We start from the raw sequence: 25382 nt of genomic DNA, 5'->3' as shown, positions 1-25382 counted from the left end.
CCTTAGTCCCGCCAACACGGAGCATGACTGATACAATCATGCAATAAATTGAGCGTATTGAGCGTGGGCTATAAACCGGTCATTGCCTATCTTGGGCAGGTCAAGAAAGCGCCGACAGGCGCGCGTAACCTAGCGGAGACAGCCCATGACCAACCAGATAGCACTCATCACCGGCGCCAGCCGCGGCCTTGGCCACAACATGGCGCTTCACCTCGCCAAACGGGGCGTCTACATCATCGGCACCTACCGCAGCGGCGTGGCAGAAGCCGAGACGCTGAAGCAGGAGATCGAAGCGCAGGGCGGCAAGGCTACGATGCTGCCACTCGACATTACTAATACCGCCAGCTATCAAGCTTTTTCAAACGCACTGATTGATACGCTGAAGACCGACTTCGGCCGGGAGCGCTTCGACTTCCTCGTCAACAACGCAGGCAATGGCCTCTTTGCGAACTTTATTGACGCGACCGAAGACCAGTTTTCCTCACTCGTCGCCACGCACCTGCGCGGCCCAATTTTCCTAACTCAAAAGCTATTACCACTTATGGAAGACGGCGGCCGCATTCTGAACGTTTCCTCCGGCTTCGTGCGTTTTACATTACCGGGATACAGTGTTTACGCGGCAGTGAAGGCCGCAGTTGAAGTGCTCACCCGTTACATGGCTTTAGAACTGGGGTCGCGCTACATTCGGGTGAATGCAATTGCACCGGGCGCCATCGCAACTGATTTTGGCGGCGGTGCGGTGCGCGATAACAAGAAGGTGAACGCCTACGTAGCACAAGGTATCGCCCTGCGCCGTGTAGGCCTGCCGGATGATATAGGCGGTGCGGTTGCCGCGATCCTGTCCGATGACATGTCCTGGGCTAACGGAACGACTTTTGACATCTCGGGCGGACAGTTATTGTAGCCACAGTCACACCATTTTCCACCAGCGTTGCGATCTGTCTATTCTTGGTGCCGAACAATAAGTTGCCTTTCCAATGCCCTGGGACAGCCCGGTCTGCAACCGTTGCCCGCCACTCACTACTCGACACCGGGTCGATTATCTTGCCGTAGGTGAGTTTTCGTGCTGCACGTTCGATTTTTTATCGATTGCGCCTTAGCTCCAGTCTTCATAGGATTTTCCAACAGCCCAACAACTTGGCTCAAATAATAAGAGGACTCCCCGATGACGGTTGTAGAGAAGAAGGTCGCAGTTGTAACAGGCGGTGCAATGGGTATTGGCGCGCAAGCAGCCTATGCACTGGCGGACAGTGGCCATCATGTCATCATCTGCGATATTAACGCGGGGCAGGCAGAACACTTTGCCCAGAGCCTCCGAGACCAGGGGTTGTTTGCCACCTCGCGTCAGATGGACGTTGGGATGCCTACCTCAGTCACGGATGCTTTCGCCTGGATCGAAGCGCAGTTTGGCCGCTGCGATGTGCTGGTTAACTCCGCCGGCATTGCGAAGACGATGCCGTTTCTGGAGTTCGATCTCGACGTCTTCAGCAAGACAATGCTGATCAACGTTACAGGGACCTTCATGTGCTGCCAATTGGCAGCACAGCTGATGTGCAAGAACGAATTCGGCAGAATCATCAATATCGCTTCGGTAGCCGGCATGCGTGCGGTGGGCAAAGGCAGAACAGCTTATGGCACCTCTAAGGGGGCGGTTATCGCCTTGACCCGGCAAATGGCGGTAGAGCTCAGTGACTACGGCATTACCTGCAATGCCGTCGCTCCAGGGCCAGTGGATACACCAATGACCAAAGAGCTTCACAGCGACACGTTCCGCAAAGCTTATAGCAAGGCAATCCCGGCTAAACGCTACGGCACCACCCAAGAGATTGCCGGGGCGGTAAGTTATCTGGCGTCTGACGTTGCTGCCTATGTCAATGGGGTCGTCCTGCCGGTGGATGGGGGCTTCCTGGCGTGGGGGGCGGGGGACATCTGACCGCTTATTTTTTTATGGTGCGCTCATTCGGCACCCAGTGGCCGGATGCCTGAGTCGCTGGCTGCCATTTCCTCGGTGATCCATCTGACCAGGTCCACAGTGTCGCGGCGCATTTTTGCGCCAGGGGAGATCCATAGCACCAGTTCCCCTGGCCCTTCGACAAACCCAAAAGGTGCCACTAGCGCCCCGCTGTCCAGCTCGGCCTGCACTAGCATTCGGGGCACACAGGCAAATCCTAGCCCCACCTTGGCTGCCTGGATCAACAAGTAAAAGTGTTCGAAAAACTCCATTTCATGCGGCTCGACCATGGTCGAGTTCGTGGTGGAATACCACTCCTTCCAGGCATGAGGCCGAGTTTTGGTAGCGAGCAGCTTCTGATTATTCAGGTCAGCGACTTCCTGCACGTCGGATGCCGCCAGATACTCGGGTGAACATACCGCGCCTATCCATTCTCGGCCCAAAGGAACAGGCACAATACCGTAGGGTGGCTCGATGCTTCCCAAGCGTATCGCCACACTGACCCCTTCAAGGGCGAAGTCGATGGGGCCGTGCCCGGTCTTGAGTCCCAAGGCCATCGTTGGAAAGTTGCTGTGGAACCTGGCCAACCTAGGAAGCAGCCAGTGCATCATTATCGATGCGGAGCAGGACAACTCCAGTGGGCGCGGCCGCAGCTCATCAATGCTTTCCTGGATCATGTTGAAAGCCCGTCCCAACCCTGCCGCCAACCGCGCACCTTCAGGCGTGAGCTTTGTACCGTGTGCGTTGCGACTGAGTAGCACTACACCCAGTAAATCCTCAAGCGTGCGGATGTGTCTGCTGACCGCCCCGTGGGTCACGGAGAGTGCGTCCGCTGCCTCGCTGAAGGTACCTTTGCGCGCGACCATTTCAAACGCCCTAAGGGCATTCAGGGAGGGGCGCAGGGGGGAGGACATGTGAGCACCTCAGTAAAGGGGTGGCCTTGGCACGACCGGTAGTGCCCAGCCAAAGGCTATTGTGAGTTTTTGTCAACCTGGCAAGAAATCATATCGCTAGGCCAAGAGCATGGTCAATGTATATTGGAAATATGGCCGTTTCTGCAAGGCAGGCTCGCTTTATAAAATAAAATCAAAAAGAGGCACTATCATGGTCGATCAAAAATCCGGGCGGGAAGAGTTTTCCGCCCGCTTCTTCGTAGAAAGTAGCTATCCAATTGAGCGCGTCGGCGAAGTTATTGCCGGCGAGCAGTCTAGTGGCACATTCATTTCACTTCCGGGTGAATCCGCCGAATTAAAAGAGCGGTCCCGCGCTCGCGTTATTTCGGTCAAGGCTCTACCAGATGTAGCTGTTCCGTCCCTGCACAGTGCATTTCTTGAAAGGCGTAATCCTTCCGATAAATTCCACCGCGGTGAAGTGACGATCGCTTTTCCAACTGCGAATATAGGCACTAATATCCCTGCCCTGTTGACCACCATCGCCGGCAACCTTTTCGAACTTGGGGAAGTCAGTGGCTTGAGGGTGCTTGATGTTGATCTGTCCGAACAGTTTGCCGAGGGTTTCCAAGGTCCACAATTCGGTATCGACGGCACGCGTAAACTGTGTGGTGTTCATGGCCGCCCAATCATCGGCACTATTATCAAACCCAGCATTGGCTTGACACCTGAGCAGACAGCTAAAGTCGCGGACGAACTCTGTGCAGGCGGAATCGACTTCATGAAAGACGATGAGTTGCTGATTGACCCCACCTATGCGTCTTTTGACGCTCGTCTTCAGGCAGTGATGCCGATACTCCACAAGCATGCAGATCGTCTGGGACGCATGCCTATGTATGCCATCAATATTTCAGGCAGTATAGACGAAATGTTACGCCGTCATGATGCAGTACTGGAGGCGGGCGGAACCTGCGTGATGCTCTGCCTAAACTGGGTAGGTCATTCTGCGGTGGAGCATATTCGCAAGCATTCCCAACTGGCTATTCATGGTCACCGCAACGGCTGGGGGGCATTCACGCGCAATCCTCAACTAGGCTTCGCATTTGAGGTATACCAGAAGATCTGGCGGCTGGCTGGCGTCGATCACTTGCACGTCAATGGCATTCAAAGCAAGTTCTGGGAGCCGGACGAGTCGGTGATTTCTTCGGCATTGAGCTGCCTGCGCCCTTTCTCTGGTGTGCAGCCAATTGTTCCGGTGTTCTCCTCGGGCCAGTGGGCAGGACAGGCTCCCGCGCTGTTCGACAAGCTGCAGTCCGTAGACCTTATGCACCTGGCAGGCGGTGGCATCATCGGGCATCCGCAGGGTACCGAAGCCGGTGTCCAGAGCATGCGCGAAGGATGGGAAGCCGCAATCCAGGGAGTGTCGCTACAGCACTATGCTGAAGGCCGGCCGGCCTTGAGCGCCGCCTTGGATAAATTCGGAGGGCAGTGATCATGCTGCCGCTCACTCAATCCAAACTTCATTTGGTGTTCTACGGCGACGACTTCACTGGCTCGACTGACGCCCTTGAAGTGCTTACTGCGGCGGGCCTCAGGTGCGCGCTCTTTCTGGCGCCACCTTCGCCTGAAATGCTGGCGGACCTAGGCGAATTTGACGCTATCGGGATTGCTGGCGACAGCCGTGGACTATCGAATATGGAAATGGACGAGGTGCTACCTGCCACTTTTGAGGCAATCAAGCGGCTGGCCCCGTCCATCGTACATTACAAAGTGTGCTCTACCTTCGACAGCGCGTCCAACGTGGGCAGTATCGGCCACGTTATCAACCTGGCGTCCCGCGCCTTTGGCACCGCAGGTATCCCGATCATTGCTGGAAACCCGGCACTCGGCCGTTATTGCGTGTTCGGTAACCTCTTTGCGCTGTCCAAGACAGACCATAAGGTTCACCGCATTGACCAACATCCGATTATGCGAGCTCACCCTATTACGCCTATGCGAGAAGGGGACCTGAGTGTTCATATCGGTGAGCAGGATAACCTTTCCATCGCGAAGATCGATATTCTGCAACTGGACCAGCCTGCAAATCTAACGCATTCGGTCAGCGAAGCTTCAGCTTCCCACGATGCGGTGTTAGTGGATGGCGCCACCGAAACGCACATGACTATTGCCGGGCGTGTACTCACGGAGTTGTCAAAAGTGCACGCCCCGGTATTTGCGGTTGGCTCATCTGGCGTCGAATATGGACTGACGCAGCACTGGCGCTCAATTGGGCTGATGGCTAGCGGTAAATCTCAGGTTATGCCCCTGACGCCAGCCAAACAGGTATTAGTCATTTCCGGTAGCGCTTCGCCTCTAAGCGAGGTGCAGATTGACACTGCTTTGCGCAGCGGGTTCGTTGAGCTGGCCATAGATGCCGCCGCGCTTGTTGCCAGCACGCAGCAAAGCGGCGCCGTGCAAGACAGGGTGGCCACAGCGATCTCCTACCTGAAAGCCGGCCGCTCAGTGCTAATCCATACCGCAAAAGGCCCTGAGGATCCTCGCATCGAGCAGATGATCGAATCCATGGTTGCCAAAGGCACACCTCGTGATGAAGCCAAGGTTCGCGGTGGCAAACAGCTCGCTGTTGAATTGGGCCATATGGTTCTAGATATTTTAAAAGGCTATAGACTGGACCGGCTTGTAATTTCAGGTGGAGATACGTCCAGCCAAATAACCAAAATTCTTGACCCAAACGCCTTGGTTATCAAGTCCGATATTTCACCAGGGGCACCTCTTTGCCAGGTGCACTCCAACAAACCTTATCTAGCCGATCTTGAGCTTGCCTTGAAAGGCGGGCAAATGGGCGACCATGACTATTTTGTAAAGGCGCTAAGAGGAAACCTTCACGCCTGCAATTAAGTTAAAACTCCATTGCATACCCAAAATAACAACAGGTGGAACTATGCAAACCTCTCTTTCGAGCAGTATCCCCGCACATCAAGACCACAAACGTCAAAATGAACAGATCCAGCAAGACAACCAGGAACATTTAAACGAAGCAAAGAAGAAGTCTATGAAAAACGTTGTGGCCGGAAGTTTGTTCGGTACGGCGCTTGAAACCTATGACCTCTACCTTTACGGCACTGCGGCCGCATTGATTTTTGCGCCATTGTTTTTCCCAGGAACTGACGAAGCTGTCTCGCGTCTGGCGGCACTTGCGTCTTTTGCGATCTCATTTGTGGCGCGGCCGCTGGGATCGTTGGTGCTTGGGCACTTCGGCGATCAGATAGGCCGGAAAAAACTGCTTTATCTCACCCTGATCGTCATGGGGCTCAGCACCGTAGGTATTGGCTTGCTGCCCACCTACGCGAGTGCCGGAATCTGGGCGCCCATCGCGCTCTGTGTACTGCGCTTTATCCAAGGCTTTGCGTTCGCCGGAGAGTACAGCGGTGCTGTGCTCATGCTTCTGGAGCACGCCCCCAGGCGAAAACGCGGTTTCTATGCTGCCATCAATAATATTGGCCCAGTCTTCGGGTTTATCACTTCGGCGGGCCTGCTCATGGCCGTGAGCGGCATGCTCTCTAATGATGCCTTCTACACCTGGGGCTGGCGGATCCCGTTCATTGCCAGCCTTGCGCTGTTAATTGTGGGGATCTTTGTCCGGTCCAAGGTTCCAGAGTCTCCGATATTCCAGAAGACTGCCCAGAAGCGCGCAGCTGCTACCAAACCGGGTCAATCACCAGCCATGCGCCTCTTCACCCGGTATCCCAAACAGCTGCTACTGGTGGCGGGCGCTAATATCTGCCATTTCTCCACCTTCTACCTATTCACCGTGTTTGCACTGAGCTATGGCAAGAAAGAGTTGGGCCTCTCCAACGCCTTTGTACTATCCGTAGCAATGGTCGCCATCTGCACGCACTTGGTCATCGTGCCATTCGCCGGCGCCCTAGCCGACCGAATTGGCCGACGCTCCATGATGCTGATCGGCTTTGCGATAACTGCCCTGGCTGCGTTCCCCTTCTGGCACCTGTTCTCCACTGGCGAATTTCTGCCGATGGTCGCGGGATCGTGCTTGTTCATGGCAGGCTACGGACTTGTGTATGGTGCCGTGCCTTCCTTTACCGGCGAGGCCTTTGGCCCTAGTGCCAGGTTTACAGGGTTCGCCATGGCTACAAACATTGGCGGTATCTTGGGCGGTGGCACAGCGCCTATCGTAGGGGCATTCTTGCTCAGCCACTACGGGTCACCTTACGCCATAGCGTTGTATACGATTGTACTTGCAGGGCTGTCTGCCCTATGTGTGTATCTTTCTAGGGAAACCAAGGACATAGACATCGCCGATGAGTGATGGCTTGTGGGCCGCTTCGGGGCCAGGCTGCGTGAAAACGCTAACCGAAAAACTAGGTGCGCGTTCCTGCGCAAAATCTGAGGCTGAGTGCCGGGTGAACAGACTCGAATTTGACGTAGGAGCGCGGTTTTGAGGCCAGTTTTCGACTGTCCCTGTCCCATACCTACCCGCGTAGCGCCCTGAAAGACTTCTTCTCCTCGATAGCCTCCCAGCACAGAAAGCCGCTTTGGGTCGGTTGCGGCCTGTCGCCACTGGCAGCAACCGACCCAAAGCTGCCCTTCAAAAAGGACAGCTAACGGCCAAAAGTGGCATTACTGAAGGCGTAAGGTGCCGCTTCTGGGCGTTTCCGACACATCGAACCCTAGCTGTCGGTCCTGAAGGTACAAAAGATATCATTGGCCACCATGCTGAAAGCGATAGGTAGCCGCCTTAAGGAATTAGGCTGACCAAGGTAAACACATCGCCCTAGCGATACTGCTCTCGGATGGACGTCGCCATGTCCATTGCGGCTTGGCCAGCGCTTGGCGAGACGTGAAGTTCGATTGCGAAATCCGGCAAGGGGGGCAGTCCGGATTCTGCCCCGAGCATGCGCACGTCGTCAGGCATGAGCGAGCGTAGCCATGGCGTCAACGCGAGACCGCTCCTGACGGTAGAAAGCGTCGTATCTACCGAGGCGTTTTCGAAAACTACGCGCCAACTGATGTGCGCCTGTCTTAACGTTGAAAACACCATGCGGCGAAACGTGCAGGTCGGCGTGACGAAACACAACGGCAAGGGCCTTTGGCTGATCAAGTCGTCCGATGTTCCTACCCACACCAAAGGCTCTAGGCATAGGCGTTCACCAATACTCTCGCCCTCGGGACATTGGCTGATTGATAGATCGACAAGACCTCTGGAAAAGTCGGTCATCAAGTCAACCGAAGAGCCCGATACTACCGTGACATCGACGTCGGGATGGCGCCGTGCGTGGGCCCTGAGAATAGGCGCGAAGTGCGCTCCCGCCATGTCGTACGGCACGCCAACCCGTACACTTTTACGAAGGCCCGGCCCGATCATTTCTTCACAGACGAGGTCGCTCAGGTCCAAGAGACGACGGGCTTTGGGTAGAAGATCCATTCCACGGTCGGTCAACCGGGTACCCAGCGGATCACGCTCCAGCAACCGGCAACTGAAAAAGCATTCAAGCCGCTTGATCTGCTGACTGATAGCACCCTGAGTCAGATGCAGTTGGCGCGCGGCTCCGCTGATGCTGCCCGCTTGGGCGACAAATACGAAAGTACGCAGCAGAACAAGATCGACAGTGCGAAGCGTGGACATAACGGGGAGCCAATACAGTCGCTAATACCCCTATTATGAACCTTCGATATGGCGCGTGGCTGGCCCAACGTAGAGTAAGGCTCTTTTTTACGGAGCCGCCTCATGACCCTCAGCGGGAACAGCACGAATATACAGTCAGCCCTCGCCAAAGTAAGTGAATATTGGTCACCGCAGGTCATCGGTCAGGTCAATGACCAGTACATCAAAGTTGCCAAGCTTAGAGGGGAGCTGATGTGGCATTCCCATGCGGATGAAGACGAGATGTTCTTGGTAGTTTACGGCACGCTCAAGATCCAGTTGGAGGATCGGGACGTAGTCCTCCAGCCCGGCGATTTTTGTGTGATCCCCAAACAAACCCGCCACAACCCTGTCGCCGAAGAAGAGTGCGGGATCGTGCTGATCGAAACGGTCTCCACCCTGCATACGGGCGATAAAATCAGCGCGAGAAGCGTGCCCATCGAAAAGCAGCTGGGTTCTTAGGTTCAAGGGTAGTGTGCCTTGGCCGGTAGCTGCCTACGGCAACGGCAGCTTTGGGTCGGTTGCTGTCGGTCACTACCAGGAAGGTGACTCAAGGCTGAAGCTTGGCAAAGTTCCGAATCGGAACCTCCCCCTACAGCTCCACGGCAAAGCCCTTCACACCCAGGCCTTCGGCAAAGCGGCCCACGGCGGTCAGACTCGCCCAGGTGCGCAATACCTCTCGCCTGGAGCGCACGGGCAGCCACCGGCTACCGGCACCGCCTAGGCGAATGGCCAGGGTCCACTTTTCGTTGTGCCGGCTGACCAGCACCTCGCGCACGGCACCGCCCTCGAGCATTGCGCGCAAGGCGTCTTCATGGATGCCTTGGCGCATGGTCCACCTCCTGTTGCCACTGCTTGAGCAATTGGCTCAATTCGCGCCAGGGGTATTGCGGCAGGTCACTGCGCAGCGTGCAGTCGGGCGTGTGATGAGCATTAAAGGGCTCCTCCGCCTGGTCAATACGTTGGCCAGCCCCACAGCGTAGGCAGCGTACATACGGCTCTTCAATCTCCCACCGTTGTTGCAGCGCTCGATACGGGCCTCGGCCGAGTGCGGTGTGTCCATGCTTACCTCCTGTAGGGTCTGAAACCAGCGCTGCGCGTAATGGTACGGCAGGGGGTGGGGGTCTGGTCACCAAGGGTCAGCAAAAAGCCCGCCGAAGCGGGCTTTGGTGTGGGGGTCGATTTACCAATCTACCGATTATCAAAAGCATACCCAAAGGTCGTTTTAGCAATTAGCCATATTGACATAATCATTATTTATGCCTAACGTAAACATTGTCCACACTATGTCACCACTGTATACATAAAATTTTGGAGCGTTTAATATGGCCTCGCCAGTCCTGTCTTTTCGTGTGGAATCTGAGTTGATTAATCAGCTCGACCAGCTTGCCAAAGCCACTGACCGGGATCGCCAGTACCACCTCAAACGCGCTTTGGCGCGCTATGTCGAGGCTGAGTCCTGGCACTTTCGTGCGGTTGCTGAAGGTATTGCAGATGCGGAAGCAGGCAATCTTATCGACTTGGATGCCGTAAAGGCTAAGTGGGTGGCTCGTGCCGAAAATCGCATTAACCAGCAAGGCGGACAGTGACCTCGAGGGTATCTACGAGCACTACGAGCCCCGGCTAGGCGCCGAAAAAGCAGAGGACGTTGTCTTCCAGGTGTTGGAAGCGCTGGGCCGACTGGAGAGCTTTCCGCAGCTGGGGAAAGCGTCGGACATTCCTGATTGCCGCGAGCTGATTTTTTCGAAATTTCCCTACCGCGCCGTCTACACCCTCAAGGTCAAGAGCGACACCATCCTGGTGTATCGAATTTTGCACCAACACGCTGAGCGTCCAGAAGACTGGTAGTGTGATTGGTAGCTGCCCCTTGAGAGGGTTGCTCCGGACTCGGCCCTTTGGCCTTGTCGGAGCTGTTCATTCAAAGCCTAATATTGCCAGAGCGGATAGGCATCCTGATTGCCGAGATTCTTGAGGCATGCCCAGGACAAAGGCCTTTCGTCGTCAGCATCTTCAGAGGTGCTAACCTCGCCCGCTTTGAATGCTTCTCGCGCTGCCAAGGCCTTCCAGCTATGTATGATAATGTCCTTTATCATACATAGACCCATCGTCGGTGAAGGATCATCCATGACAGACCTGCTCAAGCTAGATGAAGCTGAACAAGCCCTCGCGTTGGCCCAGCTGCCTACCCCCTTCGCGGTATTGTTCGAACGTGGCGACCTTTCGGTCGAATTATTTGCTCCGCGTGTAAAGGACACTCAAACGCCACATGCCTAGGACGAGCTGTACATCGTCAGCTCAGGGACTGCCACTTTCCGACGCGATCAGATGTACACGGAAGTGAAGGTAGGTGACCTCCTGTTCGTGCCTGCTGGTGTCGATCATCGCTTTGAACGGTTTAGCGACAACTTTAGGACTTGGGTGATTTTCTTTGGCCAGGCACAACCCTGTGCCGGGTTCGACCAAATCGGATGACTCACCATGACGCCTGCCATTTTGGTATCAGGCTCAACCATGCCAGCATTGGTCAGTCAGGCCGGTGATCGAGCAAGTATGCGCTTCCTGGAGTTCTTCACGGCCAACATCCGTAATCCCAACACCCGACGCGCTTATGCCCGTGCTACCGATGAGTTTCTGACCTGGTGCGCTATGGTCGGTGTGCCCAGCCTGACGGCTGTCACCTCCCTGCACGTTTCGACCTGGATTGAGCTGCAGTTACAGCGGCTATCGGTGCCCTCGGTCAAGCAACGGCTTGCAGCACTGCGGCATTTGTTTGATTGGCTGGTAGTGGGCCAGGTCGTGACACACAACCCTGCAGCATCGGTACGCGGCCCAAGCCACACTAGCCGAACTGGCAAAACACCTGTACTCGACCCGAGCGAGGCGCGCCAGCTGCTAGACAGCATTGATACCAGCACACCTGCCGGCCTTCGTGATCGAGCATATGGGCTAATGGTGTTTTCGTTTGCACGGATCGGGGCAGCACTGGCTATGAAGGTAGAGGACGTATATACGCAGAACCGCCGGCTATGGGTCCGGTTGCGGGAGAAAGGTGGCAAGCAGCACACGATGCCCTGTCACCACTCATTGGAGGAGTATCTGCATGCGTACCTGGTTGGGACTGCTATCGACGTGGACAGCAAGGGTCCGCTATTCAGAACTCTAGCGAGAGGCACCAAGCAATTGAGCAGGACCGCCCTTCCCCAGGCGAACGCTTACCTGATGGTACAGCGTCGAGCTGCAGCTGCTGGAATTGATACCCGGATAGGCAACCACACCTTTCGAGCAACAGGTATCACGGCCTACCTGAAAAATGGCGGCTCACTGGAAAGCGCTGCTGCTATGGCCAATCATTCCTCGACGCGCACTACTCAGCTTTACGACCGCCGCAGTGACGAAATCAGCTTGAGTGAAGTAGAGCGCATCCGAGTCTAGGTGCCCAAGGTACTCATGCCCCTCCTTAGTAGAGCGCAACACCCGCGTGATGGAAAGCGTATGAGTTTATGAGTTTATGAGGATGTGGCCTTTTAAGCTTGGTATCGACATATCCTTCTTAAAACCTACATTGAGTCATTCTGCGGAGTGCGACAGGCCGCTATCGACCCAAAGCGGCCATTGACCGTGCAAGGTGTCAGACCTAGTGATCGTCCGCGCTGATGAGCTGTCTGGGGAAGATGGAGTGCGTTGACGAGCCTATGCAATTCGTCTAGTACATGACAGCAACAGTCGTGCTGGTCTAGCCGATGGGCTACTGCCTGAATTGCCGACCCGAAAGCGAGCAATTCAACCTACTCAGGATAAATACTGTGCCTAAAGCTTCCAAAACTGCCCTGCAAGCCGCGCTCGCTGAGCAGGTCACCGTTCACAATCGAGGCTCTTTCATTACCTACACGGGTACGTCGGGTGACGACGTAATTACCGGTACCTCTTGGGTAGATCACATATTCGGCGGCGCCGGGAATGACACCCTTAATGGAAATGGCCGTAACGACACATTAGTAGGCGGCGCCGGGGTCGATAACCTCACTGGTGGCGCCCTCCCCCGATCTGGGGCGAAATACGTATTCACGTCGCTCACCGATAGTTACGCCGATGCCCAGGGCTCTCACTCGGACCTGATTACCGATTTCTTCGGCCCATACGATGTACTGGACCTGAGCACTCTTGGCCTGGAGCGGATCGGTAACGGCCACAATGGCGATCTGGACGTCAGCTATGATGCAGCCACGGACATTACCTACGTGCGTTCGCTAGACAAAGATGCCGACGGCAGGTTCTTCGAGGTGCGCCTGGCAGGCGATTTCCAAGGTCAGCTAAGCACGGCCAACTTCGTACTACGCCATGACGGCACAGCCGGCAACGATACCCTGGACTTCAACTTCAGCACCAAGCGATACGTGCTCAACGGCCTGGACGGCGACGATACGCTGACTGCCGGGAAAAGAGAGAGCGTACTGGATGGTGGGGCGGGTGCGGACCATCTGATCGGCAATTACGGAGACGACACTTTTCTCTATCATCAGCTCAGCGACAGTTTTGTCAACGAAGCCTCGGGTGTGTCCAGCGTTGATCTTATAAGCGAATTCAATCTGTTCGATGGGGATATATTAGACGTTTCGGCGCTTGGCTTCACTGGCTTGGGCGATGGCTACAACGGCACGCTGAATTACGCCTATGACAAAACCGTAGGGCACATCGTAGTGCAATCGTTCGAAGCCGATTCCGAGGGCAACCGCTTCAAGGTGTATATCGACCAGGGCTATCGCGCCACTGGCGGCGCCTCTCAAGATGCGGATGGTTTTATCTTCGCCGGTGATAACAGCCATGTCGATGCCGATCAGACCCTTACCGGGAGACCGATCAAGGATGCACTCTATGCGGGACGGGACGGCGGTATCCTGATCGGCGGCGGTGCGGGCGATGCGCTCACGGGCTATGAGGGGGTCGTTACCTTCCGCTATCTGGACAGCAGCGACAGCCTTCGTGGCTATGGCACCTCTGACCTGATCACGGACTTCGATGTGGCCCAGGACAAGATCGACGTAGCAGCCCTCGGCTATACCGGCTTGGGCGACGGCCACGATGGCACCTTGAAGCTGATCTACGACACAGACCTTCAACGCACCTACCTCAAGGATTACGACCTCAATGCCGAGGGCCAGCGCTTCGAAATCGGCTTGGTAGGCGGCTACACCAGGACCTTCACTGCAGCCAACCTGGTCGTTGCGAGCGACGTTTCCACAGCTGAGCACGTTTCTGATGCGCCTATTGAGTTAGTAGGTATTGCGCCTAGTGATATCCATGTTGCGTAGGTGAGAAGCCGCTATAGGTAGCCGTCAGTAGTCCTTACCTACTGACGACTACCGTTCCAAGGTTGCTGTTAACGAACGGCCGCAATGGGTCCAGGCTGTGTGAAAACGTTTTTGGATGCGGAGGACAGTGAAAACCGACCTCCAAACCGCGCTCCTAAGCGAAATCCGAGTCTGCTCACCCTTCACTCAGTCTCAGATTTAGCGTAGGGACGCGTACCTAATTTTTCGGTTAGCGTTTTCACACAGCCTGGGTCAGTAGCGGTCTGTGGTGACAGGCAGCTTCCGACCCATAGCGGCCGTTCGCTAACGCCACCCTTGGAACAGTAGCCGGCAGTAGGGAAGGACTACTGACGACTACCTAAAGCGGCCTCTCACCTAAGCCGCATAGATATCACTAGGCGCAACACCTACTAATTCAACAGGCGTATCGGAGACGTGTTCAGCTGTTGAAACGGTGCTCGCAACAACCAGGTTATCTGCGGAGAATGTCCTGGTATAGCCGCCTTCCAAAGCGATCTCGAAGCGCTGACCCTCTGCATTCAGCTCGTAGTCCTTGAGGTAGGTGCGGTGCAGGTCTGTGTCGTAGACCAGCTTCAAGGTACTGTTGGTGCCATCGCCCAGGCCCGTATAGCCGAGGGCCGCCACGTCGATCTTGTCCTGGGTTACGTCGAAGTCCGTAATAAAGTCGGCGGCACCATGAACGCTGTCGCTGCTGTCCAGATAGCGGAAGGTATCTACCCCAGTATTACCCGTCAGCGCATCGCCGGCACCGCCGCCAATTAGAATACCCCCTTCATATCCCGTATGAAGTTTATCCCAAGTCGGCTTCCCGGTGAGGGTCTGCTCGGCATCGTTATGGTTGTTATCCCCGGCGAAGATAAAACCATCGGCATCTTGGTAAGCAATGCCACTGTGGCGGTAGTCCTGGTCGATATACACTTCGAAGCGGTTGCCCTGGGCGTCGGCTTCGAACGACTGCGCCACAAAATGCCCTGCGGTTTTGTCATAGGTATAATTCAGCGTGCCGTTATAGCCATCGCCCAGGCCAGTGAAGCCTAGCGCGGAAACGTCCAACACGCTGCCGCCGAACAGGTTGAAATTGCTGATAAGGTCAACGCTGGACACACCCGAGGCGTCGTTGACGAAACTGTCGCTGAGCTGGTGATAGAGGAAAGTGTCGTAGCCGCTATTGCCGATCAGGTGATCAGAACCTGCGCCACCATCCAGTACGTTGGTGAATTTCCCGCCAGTCAGTGTATCGTCGCCGTCCAGGCCATTGAGCGCATATTGCTTGGTGCTGAAACTGTAATCCAGGGTATCGTTGCCGGCTGTGCCGTCGTGGCGCAGTGCAAAGTTATACGTGCTTAGCTGGCCTTGAAAATCGCCCGCCAGGCGCACCTCGAAGAAATTGCCGCTGGCGTCTTTGTCCAGCGAACGCAGGTAGGTAATGTCCGTCGCAGCGTCATAGCTGACGGCCAAGTCGCCATTGTGGCCGTTACCGATCCGCTCCAAGCCAAGGGCGGTTAGGTCCAATCTATCGTATGGCCTGAAACCGGTTATCAGGTCGGAGTGAGAGCCCTCGGCATTGGCGTAGCTGTCGGTGAGCGACGTGAACACGAATGTCACCGAGCCTCTACTGGCTGCGCTGCCTGTGAGGGTATCGACTCCAGCGCCGCCTACCAATATGTCGTCGTTGCCGCCCTGGCCATTCAGGGTGTCGTTCCCGGCGCCGCCGAATAAATGATCATTCAACCAGGTGCCGTTAATTACGTCATCGCCCGACGTACCAGTAGAGGTATCGAAAGAAGGCCGATGGTGAAAGGTAACCTGCTCATCGAGCGCGGCTTGCAGGGCAATTTTGGAGGCTGTAGGCACAGTATTGATCCTGAGTGGGTTGAATTGCTGGGTTTGGGTCGGCAATTCAGGCAGTAGCCTACCGGGCTAGACCAGCACGACTGTTGCGGTCATGTACTAGATGAATTGCATAAGCTCGTCAACGCGCTCCATCAGACAGCTCATCAGGGCGGCCGATCACTAGGTCGTTCACCTTGGACGGTCAATGGCCGCTAAGGGTCGGTAGCAGTCAAACGAGATCCGCTGCTTCCGACTTATAGTGACCCTTCAGCCTGAGAAAAACACCTTTGTGCAGTGGCTCGCCGTCGACGTTAATGAACGATTTCGAGCTAATATTATGGCTATTTACCGCTCAACATGTCTTGCGGTAGGGGTCGGTTTCGGTCTGAAATTGCCCTGATCTACAGGAAGTTTCGCTAGTACTGTTATTCCGCGTCCTGTGCGTGGATCACTGAGTTGAATAGTCATCTGGCTCTGTTGCTCGGTCACTGAGTCCAGCTTAAAGCCTCGCATGTCGGTCTCGAGGGAGTCGCCCGCCGTGTCCACTCTTACGACGATTCGCCAAACCTGCTGGAAATTGTTCAACTGGCGTTTGTTAATAAGCAGTAGGGTAGAGATTTCTGACCGGACGTCCACCTTGTAGATAAAAGCAGAAGCTTCTTCGCATAGCACGCCTCCCTCCGGTGAACTGTGCGGATAAAACAGCTTGTCTCCGATTCGGAATGGCCACCGCAGACTACTGAAGGGTGCCACCGCCGCTGGAAGCATTACCCAGCCATCTCCATTTGGGCAACCGCCGTTGCGGCTTCGTGAAGTCGAACGCGAGCCCGCTGTCAGCGCGATGATTTGGCCATTGTAGGTCGCTAAATCATCCTTCCATACCTGATCCTCGAAAGCGGGCGACTTTACCGGCAGCCCGAGGGCCGAGATCAGCAGAGCGCGTGGCTGCCCCTCCGGTGCTGGAAAGGATGAAAAATCTGGGCAGTTGCGGCGACTGCGATCAAGTTTCCAGTCCTGTTGGACCAGTACTCGGCCACCGTCCGCTATCAATACCGCGGTCAGGAGTGAAGCCTCTTTCCGTATTACAAGCCGTGCGGCAGAAGAGCCAGTCGCAGGGACTGAGGTCATTAGATGCTCCTCTCCCACACGACTCAGGCTGTAATCTCTGTTCAAAAAACGAATACTGGGGATACCCCATTTCAGCATCTGTTCCAGATCAACGAACGGGTAGAGGTCTGAATCATTTGTCGATTCGATGTCCAGAGTCAGCGGCCCGGTGAAGTCCTGGATCGGCTGCTTGGGAGGCTTTACCTCCACCGTGCACACATCATCTCGTTTGAAAGCGAAGCCCTCCAAAGCATCGAGTTCCGTGTGGTTGGCGGTCTGTCGCTGCTGGATAGACAAGTAGCAGGCTGCCACGACTACCAGTACGCTGAGAGTCAGACCAATGGGACGTAACCAGGGCTGGGATCGAACGATGGAATCAGGCGCGGCAGGATTGGATATCTTGACGCTGCCACAGGCAGCGAGAAGTAAAGTCATCGAGAGCAGCCATAATACAGCCCCCCAACCATACCCGTAGACAGTGAACTTGCCACCACCTTCGTCTGCTAGGTAGGTATCTATCCGCCAAGTGTCGAGCGAGATCAGAAAAGCCAGAGGTCCGGAAATCTCGGCTGTGCGTTTCAGGCTTACCCGACCAAGCGCCCGAAAGAAGAGTAGGTTGGCAAACCAAGCGAAGGTACTGCCGCTCCCCAGCCATCCAAATAGCAATAACTCAAAGCCATGCCACATGTGCTGCTGACTAGCGCCCAAGCTGGCGCATCCCAAGGAGACAGCCCAACACCCGAAGGCCAGAGTGCCTAGGGCATTGGTGGATAGCCACTGTGGCCTGATCTCTGAGGATAGCGTGTGAGAACGGGCGCAATAGACCTGGAGGAGCAAGCCAATCATGGCAGCTCCAGCCACGTCGACCAGGGGCAAGTCGTTGTGCCTGAGATAAACGATGTATACGGCCATCCAGGCCCCACCGTTGAGAATCCAGAAAGCGCAGGCGGCAAACTCTTTGCGAAAAACAGAACCGTGACCCGCAATTATTCGTTGAAGCACCATGAGAAGCGTGGCGAGGATAAAGCCTGCACTCAAGCCAAACACGTAAGGAAAAAGCGTTCTAATGAAACCGGGTATCAGGTCTGCCGACGGCACGGAATGGTCCTTGGGAGAGCAGCGTGGGCTGGCTCATACAATAGTGGTATGAGTCTTACTCATTCTGTGTTTCGGCCAAAGCCCTAGGTGCTTGAGGGCTAGTCACTGCTCTGAAGAGAATACAGAAAGATTCATCCTGATTGAGAAGACTAGGATTCCTCCTCGCGATGGTTCAAAAGCTCGCTTCGAGGCAATCGCCATCGCAGAGCAACGTCCGCTTAGGGTCGGTTGCAGCCTGTCGCCATCGGCAGCAACCGACCGATTCTGTTGAAAAAGTCGGACTCGGTTTTCATGGCAGAAAAGCACGCGCATGAGATTGAAAACTTGAATTCCCAGAGAGACATTCGGACACAGATTTCACGTAGCAACGCGCAAAACAGACCCCTCCACCGATCAGGTTCTTGGCAATTTGAGAAAACCGACTTTTTCAACAGAATCGGCCAGAAGCAGTCTATCGCTGCACTCTCTAAGCTCGAAGAACCAGCAAGCCAGCTATCAGAATCTACACCCTGAACCAGGAAGGCGTTGAGAACCTGCAGGCGACCCTGCATGCCTGCTCTGACCTAGAGCAGCAGGCCGCCCGGCTCAAGCAATTGGTCGGCAGCTTCCGCATTTGACCTGGCGTATGCCACATTAACGGGGCATCTGAAAGCGCGGCGGTGTCATCCGTCTCGGGCTGATCACTAAGGCGCCCTTTCGGCCAATTGCAACCTTAGACAGCGGTTCGCTTTCAGCTAGGGTAGATATCATCAGACAGGCAAGCACAACGCCAGGCGCAGCACGCATACCAGGCCGCAGGCGCTGAGCTGAAAGCACCGCACGGTAGCCGCTGCCGAACTCGCAGCAAGTGCATAAGAAGCGGCATAAACATGACTAAGCTCTAGCGAAGCTAGCCTGATTTGGCGCCTGGATCCTAGAAGCAAGCGGCTAAATGGACCCTCACCGCTTTGCGTTCAAAATCAGAAAGATTCAGCAAAGGTCTGCCAGTCATCTTCGCGGCCTCATCCCAACGGCGTAGTTGTAGGCTGTCGTTAAATAACGGGTCGAGCTCGAATGCATCCGCTTCAGTATCGCTCATCGGACCACCCTGCCATGACAGCGTCTGGCAGCTAGCCGGGCTTAGCCCGGCCAGATAACCTGCTTCGCGCAGGCATAGGTAGCGCTTAGCATCAACGTGCCGCGCCATCAGACCGCAGAGCCGATCAGGGAAACCCCGTTGGCGAAGCCAGTGGGCGCCGACATGCTCGTGCCACATACGTCCGAGCCCAGCCATGCTGATGTGGTCCGCCGATGGGCCACAGAAGTGGCCAATGTCGTGGCAAAAGGCGGCTAGCATCAGCTCATCATCTGCCCCTTCTGCCAGTGCCAACTCGGCCGCCTGTGTCATATGTTCGAGCTGGCTGATGGGCTCACCAATGTAATCCATGTCGGCTTGCAGACGGCACAGTGCGAACAGCTCGGCGACCGCCGCCTCGGCGGTCATGCGGCCTGCGCTCTCGGCCACTGGCCTTGGCCAAGTAGCGCGGCAATGGTGCGTTCGCCCAAGCCCAGGCCAACGCTCATGCCGACGCCAGTGTGCATCAGCACCGCAGTCACGCCCTCGGCCGCCTTGAGTACGCTGAACTGCCCCGGCCCGCGCGCGCCATACACGCCTTGCCACCGCTCCAGCACTTCAAGCTCGCCCGCCAGGGTGTGTTCGGCAAGGTCGATCAGAATGCGGTCGACTTCCTCGGCGTTGAACGGCCCGACATCGCTGCCATAGTCATGGGAGTCGCCGATGATCAGTTCGCCATAGGGGGTCGGACTGACCAACAGGTGGATGCCATAGGTTTCCAAGGCAGGCTGCTGGCGGCGGATTTCGGCACGTATCGCCTCGGCCTCCGGCAGGTCGGCGAAGGCGTTGTAATGCACGCAACTGAGTCCAGTGAGCACGGCATGTTCTAGCGCCAGTGGCTGCTTGAGGCGTGCGCGCAGCATCTGCAAGCGACATACCTGCGGCTTGAGTGCCGCCAAAGGCTCGGCCAGCAGCGTCTGGTAGTCATGCCCCGAGCAGACCAGGATTTGCGGCGCGCGGAAACGTCCTGCTGTAGTGAGCGCACTTCCCGATTCGACGTCACGCACCAGGGTAGAGAAGTGAAACTGCACGCCCAGGTTGCTCAGGTGCTCGACGATTTGCGGCAGCGCCTCGCGTGAGTAGAGTTGCTGATCATCGAGCCCATGCAGCGCAGCCCGATGGTGAGCAAAACGGCCGTCATACAGTTCCTCCAGCTCAGCACCGCGCAGCAGGTCGACGCGGTAATCCATTTCGCGCGCGCGGCCGGCACAAAAAGCTTCGAGCATCGCCTCTTCAGCCTCGGTGCGGGCGAATAGCAGCGAGCCTTTCTGTTTGAGCGACAGACCTGCTGCTTGAGCTAGGTCGCCCCACAGCGTGCGTGACTGACGTGCCAGATCGAGCATCACGCCCGGTGCTTGGCCAGTGACCAGTGCTTGGCCGAAATTACGGATGGATGCGCCACGTGGCGTGTTGGTGCGCTCGAACACACGAACCTTGAGACCGCGCTTAACACCGGCCCAGGCGTGGGCAAGCCCCAGCATGCCGGCGCCAACAATTAGCAGGTCACAATCTTGCTGACTCATAGAAAACTCCTGAATCCAGACGAGAGACCGCGCTGAGCGGCCTGCTACAAAACGATGGGGGTACCAGCAAATGCCGCCCGGTATGGTTACTTGGCGACGGGCTCGGACTTGCCGTCATAACGCTTGCGCCACTCGGCCAAAATCCAGTCACGGTTCTCCGAGGCCCAAGCAAAGTCGTTCTTGATCAGGCGCTGCTCGTAATCGGCGGGAAGCTCTTGAAAGCGTTCGGCGATGCCCGGTTGGGCGAGTACGGCAAAGTTGACCTTGTACAGGTCCATTGCCTCGCGGCTGGCGGAGAAGTCGGCAAGCTTTTTGGCGGCTTCGAGCTTATCGGTACCCTTGACGATGCCAGTCGCCTCGATCTCCCAACCCAAGCCTTCTTTCGGCAGCACGATGTCCAGCGGCGCGCCTTTGCGCTTGAGTTGCACCGCGGGGTACTCGAAGGAAATTCCGATGGGAAATTCGCCGGCCGCCGCCTGCTTGCAAGGCTTGGAGCCGGAGTGCGTGTATTGGCCGATATTCTGGTGCAGCTTGTCCATGTAGGCCCAGCCGCCGTCCTCTCCAAATGTCTGCAACCAGGCGCTGACATCCAGATAGCCAGTGCCGGAAGACGCCGGGTTGGGCATGACGATTTTGCCCTTGTAGACAGGGTCTGTGAGGTCTTCCCACTTGACCGGCTTGGGCAGGCCCTGCTTTTCAGCCTCGATGGTGTTGAAACAGATGGTCGCGGCCCAGACGTCCATGCCCACCCAAGCTGGCGGATTGGCCGGGTCTCGGTAGTTGGCTCCGATTTTGTCGAGGTTAGCCGGCGCGTAGGGCACCAACATGTCCTGCTGCTTCAGCACAGCCAGGCTGGAGCCAGCCAGCCCCCATACCGCGTCAGCCTGCGGGCGATCTTTTTCGGCCAACAGCTTGGCGGTCACGATACCCGTGGAGTCACGCACCCACTTGATGCGGATGTCCGGGTTCTGCTTTTCGAAGGCTTTCTGGTAAGTGTTCAGTTGCTCCACTTCCAAAGCGGTATAAACGGTCAGTTCGGTTGCGGCTTGAACGTGCAGTGCGCAGGCGGCGAGCAAACCGGCAGCCATTACGGTGAGTTTGAACATGATGAAGCTCCTGGAACGGCGTTGGTTGTATGTGCGGGCGGTTCAGGGACGGCCATGAATCAGGTCAGCAGCCTTGCGGGCTTTCCCCTCGTGCTAGACGCTGGTTGATGGCCTCCACCACCGGCGGCAGATCCGCCAGGGTGTCGATCAGGTAATGCGGGCGGCTGTCCTTGAACAGCGCATCAATGCGCTTGCGCTCAGCGGCCAGGCGCTCAGCGGGCAGCGCCTGGTATTGCTCCCAGCTCAGGCCGAGAAAGTTGCCGGAGAAGCGCAGCGCCACGGTCCACATGCCGGCACTGCGGCCTTCGAGAATGCCGGGCTCGGTGTCGTCGACCTTTACGCAGGCGGCCACATCATCGAGCCCCAGAGCGATGACGTTGGCTAGCGCCTGTGCCGGGCTGGGGCGGCCTCTGGGCACCTCATCGGTGGCGACCACATGGTCGGGCTGGTAGCCAGCGGCTGCAGCCAGCTCCACGACCTTTTGCATCACCACCTGTGGATAGCCGGAGCACGTGCCAATCTTCAAGCCGTGTTCGCGCAGCACCGTCACCGCCTCCAGCGCGCCGGGTATAGGCGCCGAATGCTCACCGACTTTTTCGATCTGCAGGGGCATGAAGCGCTTGTAGATAGCTGTGACATCCTCGTCGGTCGGCAGGCGAGCGAAGCGATGCATGAAGCGCTCGGCCACGGCTGGCTGGTCGCACAGCGTGCGGATGTGATCCCACTTGCCCATGCCCATGGGCCCCCGTGCTTCTTCCAGACTGATCTCGATATCGAACTGGGCGAAGGCTTCAATGAAGATGCGGGTCGGCGCAAAGGAGCCGAAATCTACGACGGTGCCGGCCCAGTCGAGGATGGCGGCTTGTAGCCGTTCAGGGTGCTGATAGCGCATGAGGTTCTCCAGAAAATCAATGATTGGCAGCGGCGCGCCAGGCCTGGGACCGACGCAGCAAGCCGCGCGAGGCCCCGGCCAGTAGCAGCGAGACGCCAGCGGAAGTGAGCAGGATCAGGGTCGACATGGCCGCGGCACCGCCGACGTTGCCTGCGTCGTCCATGTTCAGCACGGCGACCGAAGCCACCAGGCTGTCTGGGCTGTAGAGGAAAATCAGCGCCGACACGGTGGTCATCGCCGAGACGAACAGGTAGCGGACGATGTCCAGCAGGGCCGGCAGGCACATCGGCAAGGTCACCCGCAGAAAGTGGCTAAACAGCGGCACCTTCAGCGACAGGGCTGCGGCCTCGAACTCACTGTCGAGTTGCCGCAAGGCGGTGGCTGCGGTCATCTGCGCGGTGGTCAGAAAGTGCGCAACGGTGCAAATCACCAGTAGCGTCAGGCTGCCGTACAGACCATTCAACGGGTTGTCCGGTAGATTGAAGAAAAACACGTAGCCAAGCCCAAGCACTAAGCCCGGTACCGCCATGGGGATAAAGCACAGCAGGCGCAGTGTTTGCGTCAGCGGGTTCTGCCGAGTCTTCTCCAGCAGGTAGCTGCCGATGAAGATCAAGGCACTGCCGAACACGGCGGACGCGATCGCCAGCGTCAGGCTGTTGCGATAGGCCAACCAGCCGCCAGGCAGTTCGGAGAAGGCATAGTTGTGCAGCGAGAGCGACAGGTCGTAGGGCCAGAACTTGACCAGCGACGAATACACCGCCATGCCGAAGACCCCGAGCAGCACGGCGCAGACAAACAGCACCAGCAGCATGAAGGCGCCATCACGCCTGCGATGAGGCTTCGGAGCATAGGCTTGTGCACGACCACCCATGGCATCGCGCTGGCGACGGCGCAGCCACAGGTCGACCGTGAAGCTCAATAGCGCAGGCAGCAGCAGGAACAGACCAATCAACGCGCCGCGACCGAATTGCTGCTGCCCAAGCACCACCTTGTAGGCTTCCAGCGCAAGCACCTGATAGTCGCCACCCACCACCACCGGCACACCAAAGTCGGTGATGCACAGGGTGAACACCAGGCACCCGGCGGCGAATACGCCCTGCCGGCTACCTGGCCAAGTGATGCTGCGAAAGGCGCGCCAGGGTGAGGCACCCAGGCTTGATGCAGCGTCGAACAAACGAGCATCGGCCAGCGCCAGGGCGCTGAGCAGCACCATCAGTGCGTGGGGAAAGGTGTAGATAGCCTGTCCCAGAACGACGCCCCCAAAGCCGTAAATGCTGTCCGGAATGATGTCGCGTAGCAGGCCCTGATTGCCGAACAGGTAGATCAGGGCGATGCCGGGCAACATGGAAGGCGCAAACAAGGGCAGCAGGGAGATGCCACGGAACACGCCTTTACTCGGCACACATGTACGCTGCAGTGCATAAGCGAACCCGTAAGCAAGCGGCACCACAATCAGTACAACCGCCAAGGCACTTTTCAGACTATTGCCCAGCAGCCAGCGGAAATTGGCGCTGCCGAACAGCTCCACGGCTGCGGCTAGGCCTCCGCCTTGTGACGGATCGCCGAAAATGCCGCGCCAGAGCATGGCCAGCAAGGGCAGCACCACAGCCAATAGCAGCAACACCAGCATCAGCCACTGGCCGCCCTGAACGAACAGGAGGTCAGCCCGATCCGCAGGGCGCTGGCGCGTCGAACCGCGAAACATCGCCATGACCTGTTCCATCAGGCGAAGACCTGCAAGCTGTGTGGCGGCAGGGCAACGCGGATCTGGTTGCCGTGCAATGGCGGCATGGCTTCAGGCGCCATTTCGGCCAACAGGGCATGGCCTGGCAGATCGTCCAGCTCGAAGCTCAGGCGGCAGCGGTTGCCGAGAAAGGTCATGTCCCGCATCCGCGCGGAGAACAGGTTGTCCTGTTCGGACGCGGGGTTGATGAGGATCGCCTCGGGCCGGCAGAACAGGCGACCGTGCTCGCTATGCCCGGGTTTAGCCAAACGCAGGCTGAGCCCGCCGACCCGCGCATGGGCACCATCACGTTCGTAAGGCAGCCAGTTACCCTGGCCAACGAATTCGGCGACGAAGGGCGTGGCGGGCGCATCGTAGATCGCCTGTGGCGCCGAATACTGCTCGACCCGACCCTGATTCATCACCGCGATCCGGTCGGCCATCAGCATGGCCTCGTCCTGGTTGTGGGTGACCATCAGCGTGGTGATGCCAAGCTGGCGCTGTAGGCTGCGCAACTCACTACACAGGTGCTCGCGCACCTGCGCATCGAGGGCCGACATGGGTTCATCAAGCAGCAGCAAGGACGGGCTCGGCGCCAGGGCACGGGCCAACGCGACCCGTTGTTGCTGACCACCGGAGAGCTGCGCCGGATACTTGTGCTCGCTGCCGGTCAGGCCAACCAGATCGAGCATTTCGGCCACACGATTTCTACTCGCCTTGCGACCCAGCGCGGCCAAGCCGTAAGCGATGTTCTGGGAAACGGTCAGGTTGGGAAACAGCGCGTAGGATTGGAACAGGATGCCGTAATCACGCGCTTGCGGCGGCAAGGTGGAGACGTCGCGGCCGGAGAAAAGGATGCGTCCCTGGTCCTGTCGCTCAAGGCCGGCGATACAGCGAAGCAGCGTGGTCTTGCCGCAGCCGGACGGGCCGAGCAGGCAGACCAGCTCCCCAGGGGTCACATCCAGCGAGACTCCATCGAGTGCTTTGAACGTGCCAAAGCCCTTGTGTATGTCGTGCAGGTGCAGATCGACGGTGGCCATCAGCGGAACCTCGTTTGATTCGAACGAGGTTCATGATGGGGCCGCCGTACTAAGGCTTTATGGCACTTTGGCAAAAGCTGCCGATAGTCACATCGGTATATCTGCGAAGGCCC

The 25382-nt window shown here is 57.1% G+C and carries 23 protein-coding genes and 2 pseudogenes; 13 read left to right on the top strand and 12 right to left on the bottom strand.

What is annotated here, in order from left to right:
* The first annotated feature begins 145 nt into the window (after positions 1 to 145).
* Positions 146 to 904: an SDR family NAD(P)-dependent oxidoreductase gene (locus ACWKV4_RS06785; protein WP_483831311.1), complete on the top strand. Its 759-nt coding sequence runs from the start codon at positions 146 to 148 to the stop codon at positions 902 to 904.
* Between the two features lie 16 nt (positions 905 to 920).
* On the opposite strand, the pseudogene ACWKV4_RS06780 reads toward ACWKV4_RS06785, so the two are convergent.
* Positions 921 to 1052: pseudogene (locus tag ACWKV4_RS06780) on the bottom strand (IS30 family transposase); the annotation flags it as partial.
* Between the two features lie 113 nt (positions 1053 to 1165).
* On the opposite strand from ACWKV4_RS06780, the gene ACWKV4_RS06775 reads away from it, so the two are divergent.
* Positions 1166 to 1933 carry an SDR family NAD(P)-dependent oxidoreductase gene (locus ACWKV4_RS06775; protein ID WP_483831310.1) on the top strand — a complete coding sequence of 256 codons (768 nt, stop codon included), beginning with the start codon at positions 1166 to 1168 and terminating at the stop codon, positions 1931 to 1933.
* A 23-nt stretch (positions 1934 to 1956) separates the two neighbouring features.
* Here the strand turns inward: ACWKV4_RS06775 and ACWKV4_RS06770 are convergent, their stop codons facing one another.
* On the bottom strand, positions 1957 to 2865 hold the full coding sequence (locus tag ACWKV4_RS06770) for a LysR substrate-binding domain-containing protein (RefSeq protein WP_483831309.1): 909 nt from the start codon (positions 2863 to 2865) through the stop codon (positions 1957 to 1959).
* A gap of 190 nt (positions 2866 to 3055) precedes the next feature.
* Between ACWKV4_RS06770 and ACWKV4_RS06765 the strand changes: the two genes are divergently transcribed.
* Genes ACWKV4_RS06765 through ACWKV4_RS06755 form a run of 3 tightly spaced genes read left to right on the top strand, consistent with a single transcriptional unit; the run spans position 3056 to position 7168 of the window.
* Positions 3056 to 4333 (top strand): ribulose-bisphosphate carboxylase large subunit family protein, encoded by a 1278-nt coding sequence (locus ACWKV4_RS06765; RefSeq protein ID WP_483831308.1) that lies wholly within the window; start codon positions 3056 to 3058, stop codon positions 4331 to 4333.
* A 2-nt stretch (positions 4334 to 4335) separates the two neighbouring features.
* Positions 4336 to 5739 carry a four-carbon acid sugar kinase family protein gene (locus ACWKV4_RS06760; protein ID WP_483831307.1) on the top strand — a complete coding sequence of 468 codons (1404 nt, stop codon included), beginning with the start codon at positions 4336 to 4338 and terminating at the stop codon, positions 5737 to 5739.
* Positions 5740 to 5782: 43 nt separating this feature from the next.
* Positions 5783 to 7168: an MFS transporter gene (locus tag ACWKV4_RS06755; protein ID WP_483831306.1), complete on the top strand. Its 1386-nt coding sequence runs from the start codon at positions 5783 to 5785 to the stop codon at positions 7166 to 7168.
* A gap of 465 nt (positions 7169 to 7633) precedes the next feature.
* On the opposite strand, the gene ACWKV4_RS06750 is transcribed toward ACWKV4_RS06755, so the two are convergent.
* A complete protein-coding gene (locus ACWKV4_RS06750; RefSeq protein WP_483831305.1) occupies positions 7634 to 8485 on the bottom strand; it encodes a LysR family transcriptional regulator in 852 nt (283 codons plus the stop codon).
* A 102-nt stretch (positions 8486 to 8587) separates the two neighbouring features.
* Between ACWKV4_RS06750 and ACWKV4_RS06745 the strand changes: the two genes are divergently transcribed.
* On the top strand, positions 8588 to 8965 hold the full coding sequence (locus ACWKV4_RS06745) for a cupin domain-containing protein (protein ID WP_483831304.1): 378 nt from the start codon (positions 8588 to 8590) through the stop codon (positions 8963 to 8965).
* Positions 8966 to 9095: 130 nt separating this feature from the next.
* On the opposite strand, the gene ACWKV4_RS06740 is transcribed toward ACWKV4_RS06745, so the two are convergent.
* Positions 9096 to 9335, bottom strand: a complete 240-nt coding sequence (locus ACWKV4_RS06740; RefSeq protein ID WP_483831303.1) for a hypothetical protein — start codon at positions 9333 to 9335, stop codon at positions 9096 to 9098.
* A gap of 493 nt (positions 9336 to 9828) precedes the next feature.
* Between ACWKV4_RS06740 and ACWKV4_RS06735 the strand changes: the two genes are divergently transcribed.
* From ACWKV4_RS06735 to ACWKV4_RS06710, 6 genes are all read left to right on the top strand, one after another.
* Positions 9829 to 10092 (top strand): CopG family ribbon-helix-helix protein, encoded by a 264-nt coding sequence (locus ACWKV4_RS06735; protein WP_483831302.1) that lies wholly within the window; start codon positions 9829 to 9831, stop codon positions 10090 to 10092.
* Positions 10055 to 10351 carry a type II toxin-antitoxin system RelE/ParE family toxin gene (locus ACWKV4_RS06730; RefSeq protein WP_483831301.1) on the top strand — a complete coding sequence of 99 codons (297 nt, stop codon included), beginning with the start codon at positions 10055 to 10057 and terminating at the stop codon, positions 10349 to 10351. The genes ACWKV4_RS06735 and ACWKV4_RS06730 overlap by 38 nt, the downstream gene beginning before the upstream one ends.
* Positions 10352 to 10627: 276 nt before the next feature.
* The gene (locus tag ACWKV4_RS06725) at positions 10628 to 10777 is read left to right on the top strand and encodes a hypothetical protein (protein WP_483831300.1); all 150 of its coding nucleotides are present in this window, start codon (positions 10628 to 10630) and stop codon (positions 10775 to 10777) included.
* A gap of 6 nt (positions 10778 to 10783) precedes the next feature.
* Complete coding sequence (locus ACWKV4_RS06720) at positions 10784 to 10975, top strand: cupin domain-containing protein (RefSeq protein WP_483831466.1); 192 nt, start codon at positions 10784 to 10786, stop codon at positions 10973 to 10975.
* A 6-nt stretch (positions 10976 to 10981) separates the two neighbouring features.
* The gene (locus tag ACWKV4_RS06715; protein WP_483831299.1) at positions 10982 to 11935 is read left to right on the top strand and encodes a tyrosine-type recombinase/integrase; all 954 of its coding nucleotides are present in this window, start codon (positions 10982 to 10984) and stop codon (positions 11933 to 11935) included.
* Positions 11936 to 12306: 371 nt separating this feature from the next.
* Positions 12307 to 13812: a M10 family metallopeptidase C-terminal domain-containing protein gene (locus ACWKV4_RS06710; protein ID WP_483831298.1), complete on the top strand. Its 1506-nt coding sequence runs from the start codon at positions 12307 to 12309 to the stop codon at positions 13810 to 13812.
* Between the two features lie 375 nt (positions 13813 to 14187).
* On the opposite strand, the gene ACWKV4_RS06705 is transcribed toward ACWKV4_RS06710, so the two are convergent.
* Complete coding sequence (locus ACWKV4_RS06705; protein ID WP_483831297.1) at positions 14188 to 15687, bottom strand: M10 family metallopeptidase C-terminal domain-containing protein; 1500 nt, start codon at positions 15685 to 15687, stop codon at positions 14188 to 14190.
* Between the two features lie 324 nt (positions 15688 to 16011).
* The gene (locus ACWKV4_RS06700) at positions 16012 to 17871 is read right to left on the bottom strand and encodes a hypothetical protein (protein WP_483831296.1); all 1860 of its coding nucleotides are present in this window, start codon (positions 17869 to 17871) and stop codon (positions 16012 to 16014) included.
* 500 nt (positions 17872 to 18371) lie between these two features.
* On the opposite strand from ACWKV4_RS06700, the pseudogene ACWKV4_RS06695 reads away from it, so the two are divergent.
* Positions 18372 to 18488 (top strand): annotated as a pseudogene (locus ACWKV4_RS06695) (hypothetical protein); the annotation flags it as partial.
* Positions 18489 to 18784: 296 nt separating this feature from the next.
* Here ACWKV4_RS06695 and ACWKV4_RS06690 read toward each other — a convergent pair.
* The 6 genes from ACWKV4_RS06690 to ACWKV4_RS06665 all read right to left on the bottom strand — a co-directional run bounded on the left by ACWKV4_RS06690 (position 18785) and on the right by ACWKV4_RS06665 (position 25269).
* On the bottom strand, positions 18785 to 19354 hold the full coding sequence (locus ACWKV4_RS06690) for an HD domain-containing protein (RefSeq protein ID WP_483831295.1): 570 nt from the start codon (positions 19352 to 19354) through the stop codon (positions 18785 to 18787).
* Positions 19351 to 20508 carry a TIGR03364 family FAD-dependent oxidoreductase gene (locus ACWKV4_RS06685; protein ID WP_483831294.1) on the bottom strand — a complete coding sequence of 386 codons (1158 nt, stop codon included), beginning with the start codon at positions 20506 to 20508 and terminating at the stop codon, positions 19351 to 19353. The genes ACWKV4_RS06690 and ACWKV4_RS06685 overlap by 4 nt, the downstream gene beginning before the upstream one ends.
* A gap of 86 nt (positions 20509 to 20594) precedes the next feature.
* A complete protein-coding gene (locus ACWKV4_RS06680; protein ID WP_483831293.1) occupies positions 20595 to 21614 on the bottom strand; it encodes a putative 2-aminoethylphosphonate ABC transporter substrate-binding protein in 1020 nt (339 codons plus the stop codon).
* 64 nt (positions 21615 to 21678) lie between these two features.
* Complete coding sequence (phnX, locus tag ACWKV4_RS06675; protein ID WP_483831292.1) at positions 21679 to 22506, bottom strand: phosphonoacetaldehyde hydrolase; 828 nt, start codon at positions 22504 to 22506, stop codon at positions 21679 to 21681.
* A gap of 16 nt (positions 22507 to 22522) precedes the next feature.
* A complete protein-coding gene (locus ACWKV4_RS06670; RefSeq protein WP_483831291.1) occupies positions 22523 to 24217 on the bottom strand; it encodes a putative 2-aminoethylphosphonate ABC transporter permease subunit in 1695 nt (564 codons plus the stop codon).
* Positions 24218 to 24228: 11 nt separating this feature from the next.
* The gene (locus ACWKV4_RS06665; RefSeq protein ID WP_483831290.1) at positions 24229 to 25269 is read right to left on the bottom strand and encodes a putative 2-aminoethylphosphonate ABC transporter ATP-binding protein; all 1041 of its coding nucleotides are present in this window, start codon (positions 25267 to 25269) and stop codon (positions 24229 to 24231) included.
* Positions 25270 to 25382 lie beyond the last annotated feature (113 nt).

It is taken from the genome of Pseudomonas artemisiae, from assembly GCF_057128685.1.
Note: the sequence above shows the minus strand (reverse complement) of the source record. Positions and strands in the feature narration are given on the sequence as shown.